Below are 13,550 nucleotides of genomic sequence, written 5' to 3' on the forward strand. Positions count from 1 at the left end.
GTCAGGCCGTCGCCTGCGGCGCGTGACGTGCCCCGGTTCGCGTCGAATTGCTCCGCAGATCCTCCATGGTACGGGCATGCTCGCGCAGCGTGGAGAGCGCCCCGGCTGCCAGTGCGGCTCCGGGACCATCGGCGTCGGCCGCGCGCTGATACAGGCGGATCGCGCCGGCATGGCCGCGCGCCATGTGCCGCAGCCAGGCGCGATCGTAGGCCGCGCCCTGGTGGTCATCGAGCGCGTGCAGCGCCTTGCGCTGGCGGTCATCGGGTTCCGGGAGATCGATGCCGGCGGCGTCGGCAAGGCCTTGGTTGAGCTGGCCGTGGTCGTGCTCGAGCTGCTGCGCGAAGCGCCTCAGTTCTGCCGATGCGCCGCGCAGCTGGGCGGAACGCGCGGCCTCGACGTCAGCAACGCCGCGTTGCAGCGCCTCCTGGAAGAACGAGCCGGCGGCCTGCGTTCCGCCCTGGCGATTGTTGAAGGCTTTCCAGGCCGCGACGCCGGCGCCGGCGAGCATCGCAAGTCGGATGGCTTTGAGGATCATGGGGGACTCCTTTCGGGTGGGGGTGACCCGGTGCAGCACAGCAATCCGCGGGTCGGGCAGGCGTGAAGACCGGGGGTGCCCGCGCATGCTTCACGGCCGGCCGTCGGGCTTCACCGCTGTCTCACCGCGCCGCGCCTAAGGTCGGCGGTCCGCCCCCACCGCTGCGAGGCCACCATGGCGCGACCGATCTGGACCGGCACCCTGAGCTTCGGCCTGTTGAACGTGCCCGTGTCCTTGATGTCCGGCGAACGGCGCGTGGACCTCAGCTTCCGCATGCTCGATTCGCGCGACAACCACCCCGTGCGCTATGAGCGGGTCAACGCCGAAACCGGCGAGGAGGTGCCCTGGAAGGACGTGGTCAAGGCCTTCGAGTACGACAAGGGCAGCTACGTGGTGCTGGAGAAGGACGACATCCGTTCGGCGGCGTCGGAGAGCCACGAAACGGTGGAGGTGGAGAACTTCATCGATGCCACGGACATCCCGCCGCAGTTCTTCGAGAAGCCCTACATCCTGGTGCCCGCGAAGAAGGCGGAGAAGGGTTACGTGCTGTTGCGCGAGACCCTGCGCGACACCGGCAAGGCCGGGATCGCCCGGGTGGTGGTCCGCACCCGCGAATACCTCTGCGCGGTGCTGCCGCAGGGTGATGCCCTGATCCTGATGCTGCTGCGCTATCCGCAGGAGATCGTGGACCCCGCCGACCACCGGTTGCCGGAGGGGAACACCGGCGACTACCGGATCACCGACAAGGAGCTGGAGATGGCCAAGCAGCTCATCGAGTCGATGAGCGGCGACTGGGATCCGTCCGGCTACAAGGACGAGTTCCGCGAGCGCCTGGAGAAGGTGATCCGCGACCGCATGAAGTCGCAGGGCGTGGTCGCCAGGCCCGATGACGAAGAGCGCGATGTCCCGGAGGATGCGACCACCAACGTGGTCGACTTCATGGCGCTGCTGGAGAAGAGCATCGGCAGCAAGCGGCGGACGCCGGCCAAGAAGGCCGCCAAGGGCGCGAAGAAGTCGGCTGCAAAAGCCGCGAAAAAGACCACGAAGAAAGCGGCGAAGAAGAAGTCCGCAAAGGGCGCTTCGCCACGCAAGGCGGCGAAGGCGCCCGCGCGCAAGGCTGGATGAGGCGTGCGCGGTGCGTGCGCCGCCGCGGCGTGACGCGGCCTGCACGCGGCGATGACGTCGCGGAAACGCCGGCGGCGCTAGCGTCCAGGGCCATGTCCTGTGGTGGAGTGTCCGATGGCAACGAAGAAGGCAGCGAAGAAGACGGCGACAAGCGCGGCGAAGAGCCCGCAGACCGCAGCGAAGCAAGCGGATGCCAGCCGCACCGTCGAGCGTCAGCGCGACATCCAGCAGCAGGCCGGCCAGGCCGCCAAACGCGCAAGGAAAAAGGCGCCGGCGAAGAAGAAGGCTGCCCAGGCAGGCACGCGACGTCAGCCGACCAACCCGATGCCGGAGCAGCACCTGGCCAAACCGGGCAATGAACACGCGCTGGATCTGCAGCCGCGCTTCCTGGCGCCGGACTACGCCGGCAGCGGCAAGCTTGAAGGCATGGCCGCCATCGTCACCGGGGGCGACTCGGGCATCGGCCGGGCGGTGGCGGTGCTGTTCGCGCGCGAGGGTGCGGACGTCGCCGTGCTGCACCTGGCCGAGGCCGCCGACGCCGAGGAAACCCGGAGCCATGTCGAAGCCGAAGGACGGCGCTGCCTGGTCATCGCCGGCGACGTGCGCGACCCGGAATTCTGCAAACGCGCCGTAGGCAAGGTCGCCAAGGCCTTTGGCAGGCTCGATGTGCTGGTCAACAACGCGGCCTTCCAGCAGCACGTCGAGCGGCTGGAAGACCTCACCGACGAGCACCTGCAGGAAACCCTGCAGACCAACCTCGCCGGTTACTTCCACATGGCGCGCGCCGTGCTGCCGCACATGGAGGAGGGCGCCAGCATCATCAACACCGGTTCGGAAACCGGGATCTTCGGCAATCCGAAGCTGCTCGACTATTCCGCGACCAAGGGCGCGATCCACGCCTTCACCAAGTCGCTTGCCAGCAACCTGCTGGGCCGCGGCATCCGCGTGAACTGCGTGGCGCCTGGCCCGGTGTGGACGCCGCTCAATCCCGCCGACAAGGCGGCACCGGACGTCGCCGACTTCGGTAAGGACAGCGACATGGGTCGCCCCGCGCAGCCGGAAGAGCTGTCGCCGGCCTATGTGTTCCTGGCCTCGCCGGTGATGTCCTCGTACGTGAACGGCGCGATCCTGCCGGTGATGGGCGGGCCGCGCGGATGATCCATCAACAGCCCAGGAGGCCGTCATGAGCCGTGGAGACAAGTCGTCGTACACCGACAAGCAGAAGCGCCAGGCCGAACACATCGAGGACAGCGAACGCGAGCAGGGGCGGTCTAAGGAAGATGCCGAGCGCATCGCCTGGGCCACGGTGAACAAGCAGGACGGCGGCGGCAAGAAGTCCGGGTCGGGTCGCAAAGACTCCTAGCCCGCGGGAATGCCGCTCGACGTGCGCTTGCGCGGGGCGCTCACACCAGCCGCTGGATGCCGTGCACCAGGACGTACAGGATGCCGCCGATCAGCGCGCCCACCGCGGTGCCGTTGTAGCGGATGAACTGGAGGTCCGAACCGACGGCGAGCTCGAGTTCGCGCGTCAGTTCGTCCGCGCTCCACTGCCGCACGCGCTCGACGATGAAGCCGCGGATGCCTTCGCGGTAGCGCTCCACCTCGGGCAGGATCAGGTCGACGATGCCGCCGTTTATCCATGCCCGCATGTCGTCGTCGGCCGCCAGCCGTGCGCCGATCTCTGCGCCCACGCTGGCGGTGCGCGCCGCGATGGCTGAATCCCCCCGCTGCACGTCCTCGCGGATCCAGCCGGACAGGTCCTGCCACAGGCTGCGCAGGTAGCGCGACAGGTCGGAGTCCTGGATCAGCTGGTCGCGGAACGCGTTCACGCGCTCCTGCAGGCCGGGGTCGTCTTCCAGGCGCAGGATCAGGCGCTCGAATTCGACGCCGATGCGCTGGCGCATCTCGTGGTCGCGGTCGCTGGCCATGTCGTTGAGCATCCCGCTCATGCCGGACACCAGCTTGTCCGCGACCTTGTCGGCCACCACGCCCTCGAGCTTCAGGTAGCGCAGCACGTTCCACAGCTCGCGCGAGGCCATGTCGGAGATGCGTGCGTGGGTACCCGGTGCGGCCAGCACTTCGCCCGCATACGCGAGGCCCGCATCGACCAGCGCCTGGTGGCGGCCTTCGTCGGTGAGTTGGCGCAGCACCACCGCGACCACGCCGGACAGGTCGACCTGGCGCAGGCGGGCATCGGCGATGCGGTGCAGGAAGCGGTGCAGCTCTTCGCTGTCGAGGGCGTCGAGGATCCGGGGCAGGGCGTTGGCCACGGCACGGCCCATGGTCTGCGAGAACGCGGAGTCGGCGAGCTTGGCGGCGACGGAGCCGGCGATGTCCATCGTCTGCAGCTTGTCGGCCACCTGGCGGGTGCCGAGGAAGTTGTCGCTGATGAAGTCGGCCAGGCTCGCGCCCAGCGCGTCCTTCTTCGACGGGATGATCGCGGTATGCGGGATCCAGCCCATGCCCAGCGGATGGCGGAACAATGCGACCACGGCGAACCAGTCGGCCAGACCGCCCACCAGCGCCGCCTCGAAAACCGCGGCCATGAAGCCGAAGGCCCAGTGCGGATGGGTCCGTTCCAGCACCGAGACCACGAGAAGTGCGAGGCCGGCAAACACCAGCAGCGCCAGTGCGATGGCCTTGCGCCTGCGCAGTGCGGCTTCGCGGGGGTCGAGGACGGGGGGCGGCATCTGCACAGGTTAGCGCGCGCGGCGGATGCCCGGGTCAGCCCTCATTGCGGGGTGGATCCGGCGGGGGATACCGTGTGGCGGTAAATCAGGTCAGGAGTCATGCATGAAAGCATTCCACGCGATCCTCCTCGGCGCCCTGCTCGCCGGCTGCTCGACCACCAGCGTCGTGCACCAGCCCTACACCGCAGCCGACAACCAGAAATATTCGTTCGAGATAAAGAACAACGGCGATGCGGATGCGGAGGGCCTGAGCACGCTTGAACGACACCTGGGGCAGAAGCTGAAGGAGCGCGGCCTGTTGGCCGAGGGCGGCGACGCGGTCAAGGTCGAGGTGACCCTTACGCATTTTCGCCTGCGTTCCGACGGTGCGCGGCTCTGGGCCGGGATCATGGCCGGCCGCGACAAGGTCGCCAGTACGGTCCGCCTGGTCTCGCCTGACGGCCGCGTGCTGGGGCATTTCGACGTGGAGACCTTCAACGCCTCGGCATGGCTGACATCGGCCGGACTGCTGGAAAACCACGCCACCGAGATCGTCGACCGCTTGCAATAGCGGCGGCCTGGTCCCGGCCGGAAAGCAAAAGGGCCTGCACTGCTGCAAGCCCTTCGATTCGCATGGTGGCCGGGGAGGGAATCGAACCCCCGACACGGGGATTTTCAATCCCCTGCTCTACCAACTGAGCTACCCGGCCACTGGCGAGCCCGCAATGATACGGCAGCGGCCGCAGCCGAGGCAAGACCGTATCGGGGCTGAACGCAGCTTGCGATTCCCGCGGTTGGCGTATCCGGCAGGGTTCATGATCGGAACGGGAATGACATGCCGCGCCGCGGCAGGAGGACATCATGCAAGGCAGGATCTTCGCGGCCGCCGCCGCGCTGGGCGGTCTGCTGGCGCTGGGTGGTTGCGCCACCGGTTCGGGAATGAGCGACGCTGAAAAGCTCGCCAGCTACGAAGCCGCGGCCGGTGCGCCGGTGAAAAGCTTCACCTACCTCGGCCGCATCAGCGGCTGGACTCCCTTGGACGAACGCAATATCGCCGTGTGGACGCGGCCGAAGGAAGCCTGGTTGCTCGGTTTCAGCGGCCCCTGCCTCGACATTGAATACACGCCGGCCATCAGCCTCACCAACCAGACCGGGCGCGTCTATGCGGGCTTCGACAAAGTGATCGTGCGCAACCGGTCCTCGATGCAGATGCCGTGCCGGATCGCGCAGATCCGCCCGCTTGATACGGCACGGATCAAGGCTGCCGAAAAGGCGGCGCGGGACGAGGCTCAGTCGGCGCCTTCGGGAACGTAGCCGGCGGGCTTGTCGGCGCCGCCGCCGAACAGGAATTTTTCCATCTCGCGCTCGAGGAACGCACGGTGCTCGGGGTCCATCGGCGACAGGCGGTTCTCGTTGATCAGCATCGTCTGGTGCGCAAGCCAGGCCGCCCAGGCGGTCTGGCCGATGCCTGAGAACACGCGCTTGCCGAGTTCGCCCGGCCACGGCACGAAGGCGAGGCCCTGGGTTTCGCGCTTCTCGTATTCGCAGTACACAGTGCGGCTCACGGTTGATTCTCCTGGTCGGTGGCGAACTGCGCCTGGATCAGCGTCCTGACCGGTGCCGGGATGCCGAGCCCGGCAAGTGCATCGCGGGAGACCCAGCGCAGGTCGTCATTGTCGCGCACCGCGCCTGCGGGGGCGACCGCGCGCCAGCGCCGGGGATGCATGTTGAAGCGGTAGTGGCTGAAGGCGTGCGCGATGGTCGCCAGCGTTTCGCCGCGGCCGTGGTGGCCGCCAAGGTTGGCCTGCAGCCAGCCGTGCGCGTCGGCCTCGTCGATGGCTTCGGGGAGCGACCACAGCTGTGCCCAGACGCCTGCCGGCGGGCGGCGCTGGAGCAGGATGCGGCCTTCGTCGTCATGCAGAAGCAGCAGCAGGGCCTCGCGGGTGGGCAGGGGTTTGCCGGGTTTGGGCGTGGGCAGCTCGTCGGTGCGTCCCTGCGCAAACGCCGTGCATCCGGGGCGCAGTGGGCACTGCCCGCATGCCGGCGAATGGCGGGTGCAGAGGGTGGCGCCGAGATCCATTTGCGCCTGCGTGTAATCGGCAAGGCGGGCGTCGGGCAGGTGCCCTTGCGCAAGCTGCCACAGCCGCTTCTCGACCATCGCCTGGCCCGGCCACCCTTCGACACCATGGTAGCGGGCGAGTACGCGCTTGACGTTGCCGTCGAGGATGGCGAAACGGTCGCCCCAGGCCTGGGCGAGGATGGCGCCGGCGGTGCTGCGGCCGATGCCGGGCAGGGCGATGAGTGCGTCGAAGCTGCGCGGGAGCTCGCCGCCATGGTCTTCGGCACAGCTGCGGGCGGCCTCATGCAGGTTGCGGGCGCGTGCGTAGTAGCCGAGGCCGGACCAGAGGGCGAGGACGTCGTCGCGCGGCGCGGCGGCGAGTGCCGACACCGTCGGCAGTGCGGCGATGAAGCGTTCGAAATACGGCAGCACCACGCGTACCTGGGTCTGCTGCAGCATGATCTCCGACAGCCAGACGCGGTACGGCGTGCGCGGATGCTGCCAGGGCAGGTCATGGCGCCCGTGGGCATCGAACCATTCCAGCAGGGGCGCAGCGAAGGCGTCGCGGGCATCGGCCCGGGCATGCGCGTTCATGGCGCTTCCCCCGGGTCGATGCCGAGTTCCACGCCATGGAGCGTGCCGCCGGGGACCTCGATCCGCGGCGCGCTGGCGCGGGCACGAAGCGGCGGCAGCGGGGATCCGGCAGCTGCGGCATCCATCCAGTCGAGGACTTCGAACACGCGTGCGTCGACTTCGGCGCGGGCTTCGTCGCGCGACGCGTGCAGGCTGGCGGGATCGGTCAGGTCCATCGCGCCGGCGTAGCGCAGCGCGAAGGCGAACGGTGAGGTTGAGGCGCCCAGCGGCGCCGGCAACGCTGGCCATGCGTCCGGCCAGTCGGCCATAGCGCCTTCGAGATCAAGCAGTAGCGCCGGCCCGAGCGCGGCGCGGCCGGTGGCATTGAACATCGGCACCACGCCTTGGCCGCGCAGGGCAACGGTCAAGGGCACCAGGGTCCAGGTGCCGTCGCGCAGGCGCAGGGGGCCGTGCGCGCCCAGTGCGAAGACCAGCGGCGCGCCTTCGCCGCGGAATTCCGCATCGGCACCAAAGCGCAGGGGCGTGACGTGCACGCGGCCGTCGGCAATCTGCAGCGGTCCGGAGGCGGTGATGAACGCAGGCAGCGTCCAGTCCGCGTGCTCCACGCGCACCGGCCCGCGCACACCGATGCCGGCGCCGTTCGCCGGCCTGGTCGCGGCCGCGTGCAGGTCGAAGTGGATCCGCGTGGGCGAGGCAAGAAGGAAGCTGCCTCGCGCGTGCGCGGCCAAGGGCGCATCCGCGCTGAATTCCGGCACCCGCAGATGGATGTCCTGCAGCTCCCAGCCTTCGGCGAGCACGCGGCCGTCGCGCACGGTCACGCCATCGGACAGGGTTGGCAGGCCGCCGTCGCCCGGCGGGCGCGAGGCCAGCCAGACCTGCAGCCGCCGCAGGTCGAGGACCGGTGCGTCGAGTTCGATGCGCTCAAGCGCCAGCGGCGCGGCGCGTGTGCGCACGGTGGACCACGGCAGCGCGACCAGCACGCGTGATGCGCGCAGCAGGGGCGCGGCCTCGCCGGGCTGGCGTACCGCGACCGCGTGCACTTCCAGCATCGGCGTGCCGCGCAGGCGGTAGCGCGCTTCGCCCTCGAAGCTGATGTCCAGGCCAAGGCCATCGCCCACGCCACCAAGCACCAGGCGTGCCAGGCGCTGCGGCTGCATCACGACCGCCGCCGCCAATACGACGAGCAGCAGCGCGATCCCGGCGATACCTGCGGCGAGCGCGAGCCCGCGACGCAGCCTCACGCCCCCAGCGCCTCCGGCAGCAAGGCGTCGACGAAGGCCTCGGCGTCGAACACGCGCAGGTCTTCGGGGCGCTCGCCGATGCCGGCGAAGCGGATCGGGATGTCGAACTCGCGCGCAAGCGCGAACACCACGCCGCCCTTGGCGGTGCCGTCGAGCTTGGTCACGACCAGGCCGGTCACGCCGGCGGCAGCGTGGAAATGGCGCAGCTGGCTGAGCGCGTTCTGGCCGGTGGTGCCGTCGATCACCAGCAGCACTTCGTGCGGGGCGGCACCGTCGAGCTTGCCCAGCACGCGCTTGATCTTGGACAGCTCGGCCATCAGGCCCTGCTGCGTGTGCAGGCGGCCGGCGGTATCGGCGATCAGGATGTCGGTGCCGCGCGCGCGCGCCGCCTGCAGCGCGTCAAAGGCCACCGAGGCGGCGTCGGCGTCCTGGCCCTGGGCAATGACGGCCACGCCGTTGCGTTCGCCCCAGGCCTGCAGCTGGGCCACGGCGGCGGCGCGGAAGGTGTCGCCGGCGGCCAGCATCACGCCGCGGCCCTCGTCCTTGAAGCGCTTGGCGAGCTTGCCGATGGTGGTGGTCTTGCCGACACCGTTGACGCCGACGGTCAGGATCACGAAGGGCCGTATTGCCGGGTCGATGACCAGCGGGCGCGCGACCGGCTTGAGGAGTGCGATGAGATCGGCGCGCAGGGCGTTGCGCAGCGCTGGGACGTCTGCGAACTCGCGCGCCTTCATGCGCTTGCGCAGGGATTCGACCAGGCCGGTGGTTGCGGTGACGCCGACGTCGGCGCTGATCAGGGCGGTTTCGATTTCATCGAGGAGGTCGTCGTCCAGGCGCGGGTTGCGCGCGAACAGGCCGCCCAGGCCGCGGGCGATGCCGCTGCCGCTGAGACGTTCGCGCCAGCCGGTTTTTCCGGGGGCGGCGGCGGGTTTTTCCTGCGTGGTCGAGGAGGTATCGGTTCCGGTGGAGGGTTCCACGAGGGCCGGAGGAGCATTCGCCGCTATAGCGGCTCCCACAAGGGCATGAGGGGCGGAGGCCGTCGTGGGAGCGGCGGCCGGAGCGGGGGCAGAGGCCTCGGCGGGGACGGGGGGGTGGCTGCTGTCGCTGTCGGCGGCCTCGGGCAGTCGGGTCGGCGGCAGGGGCTGCGACATCGGCGGCGGCTGCACCGGAGCCGGGTCGGCGGCGGCGGCTCCCAGGGCCCTGGCGGCTTCGATGGCCTCGGCGGCCGCGCTTGATGCGCTCGATGGGGCGGCGTCGTCTTTCTCCTGCTTGGCCTTGTCGGCATCGGGTTTCCAGCGGCGGAAGAAGCTGACCATCGCGAATCGGACCAGGCAAAAAGGGGAGGGTGCGTGTCGACGCGCAAGCGCGGACAATGCCGCGTCATGATATCACCGGCCTCCCGACCTCCCAGGCGCGCCGCGCCCTCCGGCAGCGTGCGCATCATCGGCGGCCGCTGGCGCGGATCGAAGCTGCCGGTGGCTTCAGCGCCCGGGCTCCGTCCAACGTCCGACCGCGCCCGGGAGACGCTGTTCAACTGGCTGCAGCCGATGCTCGCCGGCGTGCGCGTGCTGGACCTGTTCGCCGGCAGCGGTGCGCTGGGACTCGAGGCGCTGTCGCGTGGAGCGGGCGAGGCACTGCTGGTCGAGCGCGACCCGGTGCTGGCGGAGTCGCTGCGCGAGACCTGTGCGCGCCTTGGCGCGGGCGAAGCCGCCACCGTGCTGCGCGCCGATGCGCTGGAGCTGCTGCGCGCGCCGCTGCACGGCCGCTTCGGCCTGGTGTTCGTCGACCCGCCGTTCGCCGATGGTCCGTGGGATGGAGTGATGGCAGGCCTGGAGCCGTGGCTCACGCCCGATGCGTGGCTGTACCTGGAGTCGCCGCCGGGCATGCATGTTGCGCCGGGAGCCGGCTGGCGCCTGCACCGTGAATCGGGGACGCGCGACGCCCGCCACGCGCTTTTCCGCCGCCGGGCCGCGGGCTGAACCGGCACTGCGTGGCGCTGATACACTCCGCCTGGCCCCAGCATCCCAACCACGGCACAGCCCCGGCATGAGCACAGCCCGAAACAGGATCGCGGTCTATCCAGGCACGTTCGATCCGATCACCAACGGCCACGTGGACCTGGTCGACCGCGCCGCGCCGCTGTTCGAGAGGCTGATCGTGGGCGTCGCCGAAAGCCCGGCCAAGGGGCCGGCGCTGTCGCTCGACCTGCGGGTCGAACTTGCACGCGGCGCGCTGGCCTCCCACGCCAACGTCGAAGTCATGGGCTTCAATTCGCTGCTCGCCCACTTCGTGGCCGAGGTCGGCGGCGGCGTGCTGCTGCGCGGCCTGCGGGCGGTGTCCGACTTCGAGTACGAATTCCAGCTTGCGAGCATGAATCGCCACCTGATACCCGAGGTGGAGACGCTGTTCCTGACGCCGGCGGAGCAGTACGGCTTCATTTCCTCCTCGCTGGTGCGCGAGATTTCCCGCCTTGGCGGCGACATCTCGGGATTCGTGCCGGCGGCGGTGGCCGAAGCGCTGCAGACCGAATGGCGACGCGAGCTAGACTGATCACAACCACCCATCACCGAACACCTGGGGACACAGAAATGAAGACCATCACCCGACTCGTGCTGACCGCCTGCCTTGCCCTGCCGGTGCTTGCCGCCTGCAAGAAGGAAGAGGCCGTGGTCGCGACCGTGGCCGCGCCGCTGACCGCCCCGACCACCGCCGACGACGGCGCCTGGCGCGACTACGTGTCCGACGTGGTGACCCGGAACATGGAAGGCATCGCCAACCAGCCCTACGTGTACTACCTGCCTGCGAGCACCGGTGATGAAGACGCCGACGCGGGTTCCTATGGCCGCCTGCAGGACAAGGCCAGCTCGGACGTGGCGCGCGGCATCGTCCGAGGCAACATGCTTGCCTATGCGTCCTCGGACTCGTCGAAGATGGCCGACATCGTCGTGCAGGCGTTCGCGGACGTCTCGCCCGACACCATGAAGGGCGTGCGCGTGGTCTTCATCGGCGCTGCCGCCGACCGCGACCGCGTGGCCACCGCCGTGGCTCCATCGGGCGTGGAATTCGTGTTCGTCGAAGCCAGGTAAGGCATCGAGGCGCCGCTGCCGCCGGCCGTCCAGGCCCGGCGGCGGACCGCGCGTGCAGGGTCTACAATGACCCGATGGCACTGCGCATCAACGAGCTCTGCATCAACTGCGACGTCTGCGAACCGGCCTGCCCGAACGACGCCATTTCGCAGGGTGAAACCATCTACGTGATCGACCCCGCGCGCTGCACCGAGTGCGTGGGGCATTTCGATGAGGCGCAGTGCGTGGTGGTGTGCCCGGTCGAATGCATCGATCCGGACCCCGACATCCCCGAATCCCACGACCAGCTGCTTGCAAAACTGATGCGGCTGAAGGAGCAGGCCGCATGAACAGGATCACCTTGCTGCGCCGCGCGGCGCTGCTGCTCGCGTTTGTGCTGGCGCCGGCCGTCTCGCTGGCCGGCGGCGACCCGCCAAACACAACTGCGACCACCCCGGCACCGGCCGCGACTGCGACCGCTCCGGCATCCACGGCTCCGGCGGCGCATCCGCCGGGCGTCGCGATCGCGTCCGCGCACGCGCTGGCCACCGACGCCGGAATGGCGGTGCTGGCCGACGGCGGCAACGCCTTCGACGCTGCGATCGCAGTGTCCGCGGTGCTTTCGGTGGTGGAACCGATCAGCTCCGGCATAGGCGGCGGTGGCTTCTTCCTGCTGCACGATGCCGCGGCCGGCCGCGATGTGTTCATCGACGCCCGTGAGACTTCGCCCGCGGCGGCAACGCCCGAACGCTACCTCGACGCCGAGGGCGGCTTCGACCGCGACCGCGCCACCAACGGCGCCTGGTCGGCGGGAATCCCCGGCCTTCCGGCGGCCTTCGTCCACCTGCAGCGGAACTACGGCAAGCTGCCGCTTTCACGCACCCTGGCGCCGGCGATCCGCATCGCGCGCGAAGGCTTCCCGGTGTACGCGCGCATGGCCCGCGGCTATGCGGCGCGCAGCGCGGTGATGGAGCGTTATCCCGGCACGCGCGAGGTCTACCTGGCCGCCGGCCGGCCGATCGAGGAGGGCGACGTCTTCCGCCAGCCCGACCTGGCGCGGACGCTTGAGCTGCTGGCCGAAAAGGGGTTCGACGGCTTCTACCGCGGCGACGTCGGCGCGAAGCTGGTGGCGGGCGTCAACGCCGAGGGCGGCGCCTGGACCGCGGACGAGCTTGCCGCATACCGCGTGATCGAGCGCGAGCCGGTCCGCTTCCGCTACCACGACTGGGACATCGTCACTGCGCCGCCGCCGTCTTCCGGCGGGATCGCGCTGGCGCAGATGCTGCAGATCCTTGCGCCCTACGACCTCCACGCGCTGTCGGAAGCCGAACGCACCCATCTGGTGGTGGAGTCGATGCGCCGCGCCTATCGCGACCGCACCTTCTACCTCGGTGACCCGGACTTCGTGGAAGTGCCGCAGCGCCTGCTCACCAGCGCCGACTACGCCGCCGGCCTCCGTTCCACCATCCATCCCGGCAAGGCCACGCCCAGCGAACTGCTGTCCGGCGCGCCTACGCCGCTTGAGGACGAGGAAACCACGCACTTCTCGATCATCGACGCCGAAGGCAACCGCGTCGGCGCCACGCAGACCGTGAACCTGCTGTACGGCTCGGGCCTGGTGGCGCCGGGAACCGGCGTGCTGCTCAACAACGAGATGGACGACTTCGCGCTCAAGCCCGGCACGCCCAACGCCTTCGGCGTGATGGGCTACGACGCCAACGCGCCGGAGCCCGGCAAACGCATGCTGAGTTCGATGACGCCGACCTTCATGGTCTCCGACGACAAGGTCGCCGTGCTCGGAACGCCCGGCGGCAGCCGCATCATCACCATGGTGCTGCTGGGCGTGCTCGGCTACGACGAGGGGCTGTCGGCGGCCGACGTCGCCGCACTGCCGCGCTACCACCACCAGTGGATGCCCGACGCGATCCAGGCCGAGGGCGGCACCTTCGACGCCGCCACCGCGCAGGCCCTGCGGGCGATGGGCCACGTGGTCCAGCGCCCCGAGGACGAAGCGTCCGACGGCCGCCGCTCCAGCGACGTCTGGGGCAACTTCCAGACCGTGGCCTGGGACATCGCCAACAAGCGCCTCGAAGGCGGCAGTGACCCCCGCAACCCCGTAGGCAAGGCCGAGGTCGGCCTCCCCCCCGAAACGCAATCATCGCGCTGACGCCTTCGGGAGCGGGGGGGGGGGGGGGGGGGGGGGGGGGGGGGGAGGGGGGGGGGGGGGGTAGGCGTACCCAAACTACTCGCCAAGGAAAGAAA

The 13,550-nt window shown here is 69.7% G+C and carries 15 protein-coding genes, 1 tRNA gene and 1 pseudogene; 10 read left to right on the forward strand and 7 right to left on the reverse strand.

Annotated features, from left to right (window positions below; all coding sequences use genetic code 11):
* Position 1: 1 nt before the first annotated feature.
* Complete coding sequence (locus WCE37_RS03460; RefSeq protein WP_343278152.1) at positions 2-622, reverse strand: DUF4142 domain-containing protein; 621 nt, start codon at positions 620-622, stop codon at positions 2-4.
* A gap of 87 nt (positions 623-709) precedes the next feature.
* Here WCE37_RS03460 and WCE37_RS03465 point away from each other — a divergent pair, with 87 nt between their 5' ends.
* The 3 genes and pseudogenes from WCE37_RS03465 to WCE37_RS03475 all read left to right on the forward strand — a co-directional run.
* Complete coding sequence (locus tag WCE37_RS03465) at positions 710-1,660, forward strand: Ku protein (RefSeq protein ID WP_343278153.1); 951 nt, start codon at positions 710-712, stop codon at positions 1,658-1,660.
* 114 nt (positions 1,661-1,774) lie between these two features.
* Positions 1,775-2,818 (forward strand): SDR family oxidoreductase, encoded by a 1,044-nt coding sequence (locus tag WCE37_RS03470; RefSeq protein WP_343278154.1) that lies wholly within the window; start codon positions 1,775-1,777, stop codon positions 2,816-2,818.
* 25 nt (positions 2,819-2,843) lie between these two features.
* Positions 2,844-3,014, forward strand: a pseudogene (locus WCE37_RS03475) (HupB); the annotation flags it as partial.
* A gap of 49 nt (positions 3,015-3,063) precedes the next feature.
* On the opposite strand, the gene WCE37_RS03480 reads toward WCE37_RS03475, so the two are convergent.
* A complete protein-coding gene (locus WCE37_RS03480) occupies positions 3,064-4,350 on the reverse strand; it encodes a DUF445 domain-containing protein (RefSeq protein ID WP_343278155.1) in 1,287 nt (428 codons plus the stop codon).
* 103 nt (positions 4,351-4,453) lie between these two features.
* Between WCE37_RS03480 and WCE37_RS03485 the strand changes: the two genes are divergently transcribed.
* The gene (locus tag WCE37_RS03485; protein WP_343278156.1) at positions 4,454-4,900 is read left to right on the forward strand and encodes a DUF4410 domain-containing protein; all 447 of its coding nucleotides are present in this window, start codon (positions 4,454-4,456) and stop codon (positions 4,898-4,900) included.
* A 63-nt stretch (positions 4,901-4,963) separates the two neighbouring features.
* Here the strand turns inward: WCE37_RS03485 and WCE37_RS03490 are convergent.
* Positions 4,964-5,039 (reverse strand) — tRNA-Phe (locus tag WCE37_RS03490).
* 151 nt (positions 5,040-5,190) lie between these two features.
* On the opposite strand from WCE37_RS03490, the gene WCE37_RS03495 reads away from it, so the two are divergent.
* Positions 5,191-5,643, forward strand: a complete 453-nt coding sequence (locus tag WCE37_RS03495) for a DUF6491 family protein (RefSeq protein ID WP_343278157.1) — start codon at positions 5,191-5,193, stop codon at positions 5,641-5,643.
* Here the strand turns inward: WCE37_RS03495 and WCE37_RS03500 are convergent.
* From WCE37_RS03500 to ftsY, 4 genes are read right to left on the reverse strand one after another with little or no spacing between them, the layout of a single operon-like run.
* Complete coding sequence (locus WCE37_RS03500; RefSeq protein WP_343278158.1) at positions 5,619-5,894, reverse strand: oxidative damage protection protein; 276 nt, start codon at positions 5,892-5,894, stop codon at positions 5,619-5,621. The genes WCE37_RS03495 and WCE37_RS03500 overlap by 25 nt on opposite strands.
* On the reverse strand, positions 5,891-6,982 hold the full coding sequence (gene mutY / locus WCE37_RS03505; protein ID WP_343278159.1) for an A/G-specific adenine glycosylase: 1,092 nt from the start codon (positions 6,980-6,982) through the stop codon (positions 5,891-5,893). Before mutY ends, WCE37_RS03500 begins: the two co-directional genes overlap by 4 nt.
* The gene (locus WCE37_RS03510; RefSeq protein ID WP_343278160.1) at positions 6,979-8,223 is read right to left on the reverse strand and encodes a hypothetical protein; all 1,245 of its coding nucleotides are present in this window, start codon (positions 8,221-8,223) and stop codon (positions 6,979-6,981) included. The genes mutY and WCE37_RS03510 overlap by 4 nt, the downstream gene beginning before the upstream one ends.
* Positions 8,220-9,539: a signal recognition particle-docking protein FtsY gene (ftsY, locus tag WCE37_RS03515; RefSeq protein ID WP_343278161.1), complete on the reverse strand. Its 1,320-nt coding sequence runs from the start codon at positions 9,537-9,539 to the stop codon at positions 8,220-8,222. Before ftsY ends, WCE37_RS03510 begins: the two co-directional genes overlap by 4 nt.
* A 66-nt stretch (positions 9,540-9,605) precedes the next feature.
* Here ftsY and rsmD point away from each other — a divergent pair, with 66 nt between their 5' ends.
* The 5 genes from rsmD to ggt all read left to right on the forward strand — a co-directional run bounded on the left by rsmD (position 9,606) and on the right by ggt (position 13,455).
* A complete protein-coding gene (gene rsmD / locus WCE37_RS03520; RefSeq protein ID WP_343278162.1) occupies positions 9,606-10,202 on the forward strand; it encodes a 16S rRNA (guanine(966)-N(2))-methyltransferase RsmD in 597 nt (198 codons plus the stop codon).
* 67 nt (positions 10,203-10,269) lie between these two features.
* The gene (gene coaD, locus WCE37_RS03525) at positions 10,270-10,773 is read left to right on the forward strand and encodes a pantetheine-phosphate adenylyltransferase (RefSeq protein ID WP_343278163.1); all 504 of its coding nucleotides are present in this window, start codon (positions 10,270-10,272) and stop codon (positions 10,771-10,773) included.
* A gap of 38 nt (positions 10,774-10,811) precedes the next feature.
* On the forward strand, positions 10,812-11,309 hold the full coding sequence (locus WCE37_RS03530; RefSeq protein ID WP_343278164.1) for a hypothetical protein: 498 nt from the start codon (positions 10,812-10,814) through the stop codon (positions 11,307-11,309).
* A gap of 74 nt (positions 11,310-11,383) precedes the next feature.
* On the forward strand, positions 11,384-11,638 hold the full coding sequence (locus WCE37_RS03535) for a YfhL family 4Fe-4S dicluster ferredoxin (RefSeq protein ID WP_343255359.1): 255 nt from the start codon (positions 11,384-11,386) through the stop codon (positions 11,636-11,638).
* Positions 11,635-13,455, forward strand: coding sequence for a gamma-glutamyltransferase (gene ggt, locus WCE37_RS03540; RefSeq protein WP_343278165.1), 1,821 nt, complete (start codon positions 11,635-11,637; stop codon positions 13,453-13,455). The genes WCE37_RS03535 and ggt overlap by 4 nt, the downstream gene beginning before the upstream one ends.
* The last annotated feature ends 95 nt before the right edge of the window (positions 13,456-13,550 follow it).

Origin of the sequence: Luteimonas sp. MJ250 (assembly GCF_039548455.1) — a bacterium.
Taxonomy (GTDB): domain Bacteria; phylum Pseudomonadota; class Gammaproteobacteria; order Xanthomonadales; family Xanthomonadaceae; genus Luteimonas.

What these genes read in the sequence shown, in the direction of transcription:
- ftsY (WP_343278161.1), bottom strand. Translation starts at nt 9,539, where the DNA reads ATGGTCAGCTTCTTCCGCCGCTGGAAACCCGATGCCGACAAGGCCAAG.
- WCE37_RS03480 (WP_343278155.1), bottom strand. Translation starts at nt 4,350, where the DNA reads ATGCCGCCCCCCGTCCTCGACCCCCGCGAAGCCGCACTGCGCAGGCGC.
- mutY (WP_343278159.1), bottom strand. Translation starts at nt 6,982, where the DNA reads ATGAACGCGCATGCCCGGGCCGATGCCCGCGACGCCTTCGCTGCGCCC.
- WCE37_RS03470 (WP_343278154.1), top strand. Translation starts at nt 1,775, where the DNA reads ATGGCAACGAAGAAGGCAGCGAAGAAGACGGCGACAAGCGCGGCGAAG.
- coaD (WP_343278163.1), top strand. Translation starts at nt 10,270, where the DNA reads ATGAGCACAGCCCGAAACAGGATCGCGGTCTATCCAGGCACGTTCGAT.
- WCE37_RS03495 (WP_343278157.1), top strand. Translation starts at nt 5,191, where the DNA reads ATGCAAGGCAGGATCTTCGCGGCCGCCGCCGCGCTGGGCGGTCTGCTG.
- WCE37_RS03465 (WP_343278153.1), top strand. Translation starts at nt 710, where the DNA reads ATGGCGCGACCGATCTGGACCGGCACCCTGAGCTTCGGCCTGTTGAAC.
- WCE37_RS03460 (WP_343278152.1), bottom strand. Translation starts at nt 622, where the DNA reads ATGCGCGGGCACCCCCGGTCTTCACGCCTGCCCGACCCGCGGATTGCT.
- ggt (WP_343278165.1), top strand. Translation starts at nt 11,635, where the DNA reads ATGAACAGGATCACCTTGCTGCGCCGCGCGGCGCTGCTGCTCGCGTTT.
- WCE37_RS03535 (WP_343255359.1), top strand. Translation starts at nt 11,384, where the DNA reads ATGGCACTGCGCATCAACGAGCTCTGCATCAACTGCGACGTCTGCGAA.
- rsmD (WP_343278162.1), top strand. Translation starts at nt 9,606, where the DNA reads ATGATATCACCGGCCTCCCGACCTCCCAGGCGCGCCGCGCCCTCCGGC.
- WCE37_RS03530 (WP_343278164.1), top strand. Translation starts at nt 10,812, where the DNA reads ATGAAGACCATCACCCGACTCGTGCTGACCGCCTGCCTTGCCCTGCCG.
- WCE37_RS03485 (WP_343278156.1), top strand. Translation starts at nt 4,454, where the DNA reads ATGAAAGCATTCCACGCGATCCTCCTCGGCGCCCTGCTCGCCGGCTGC.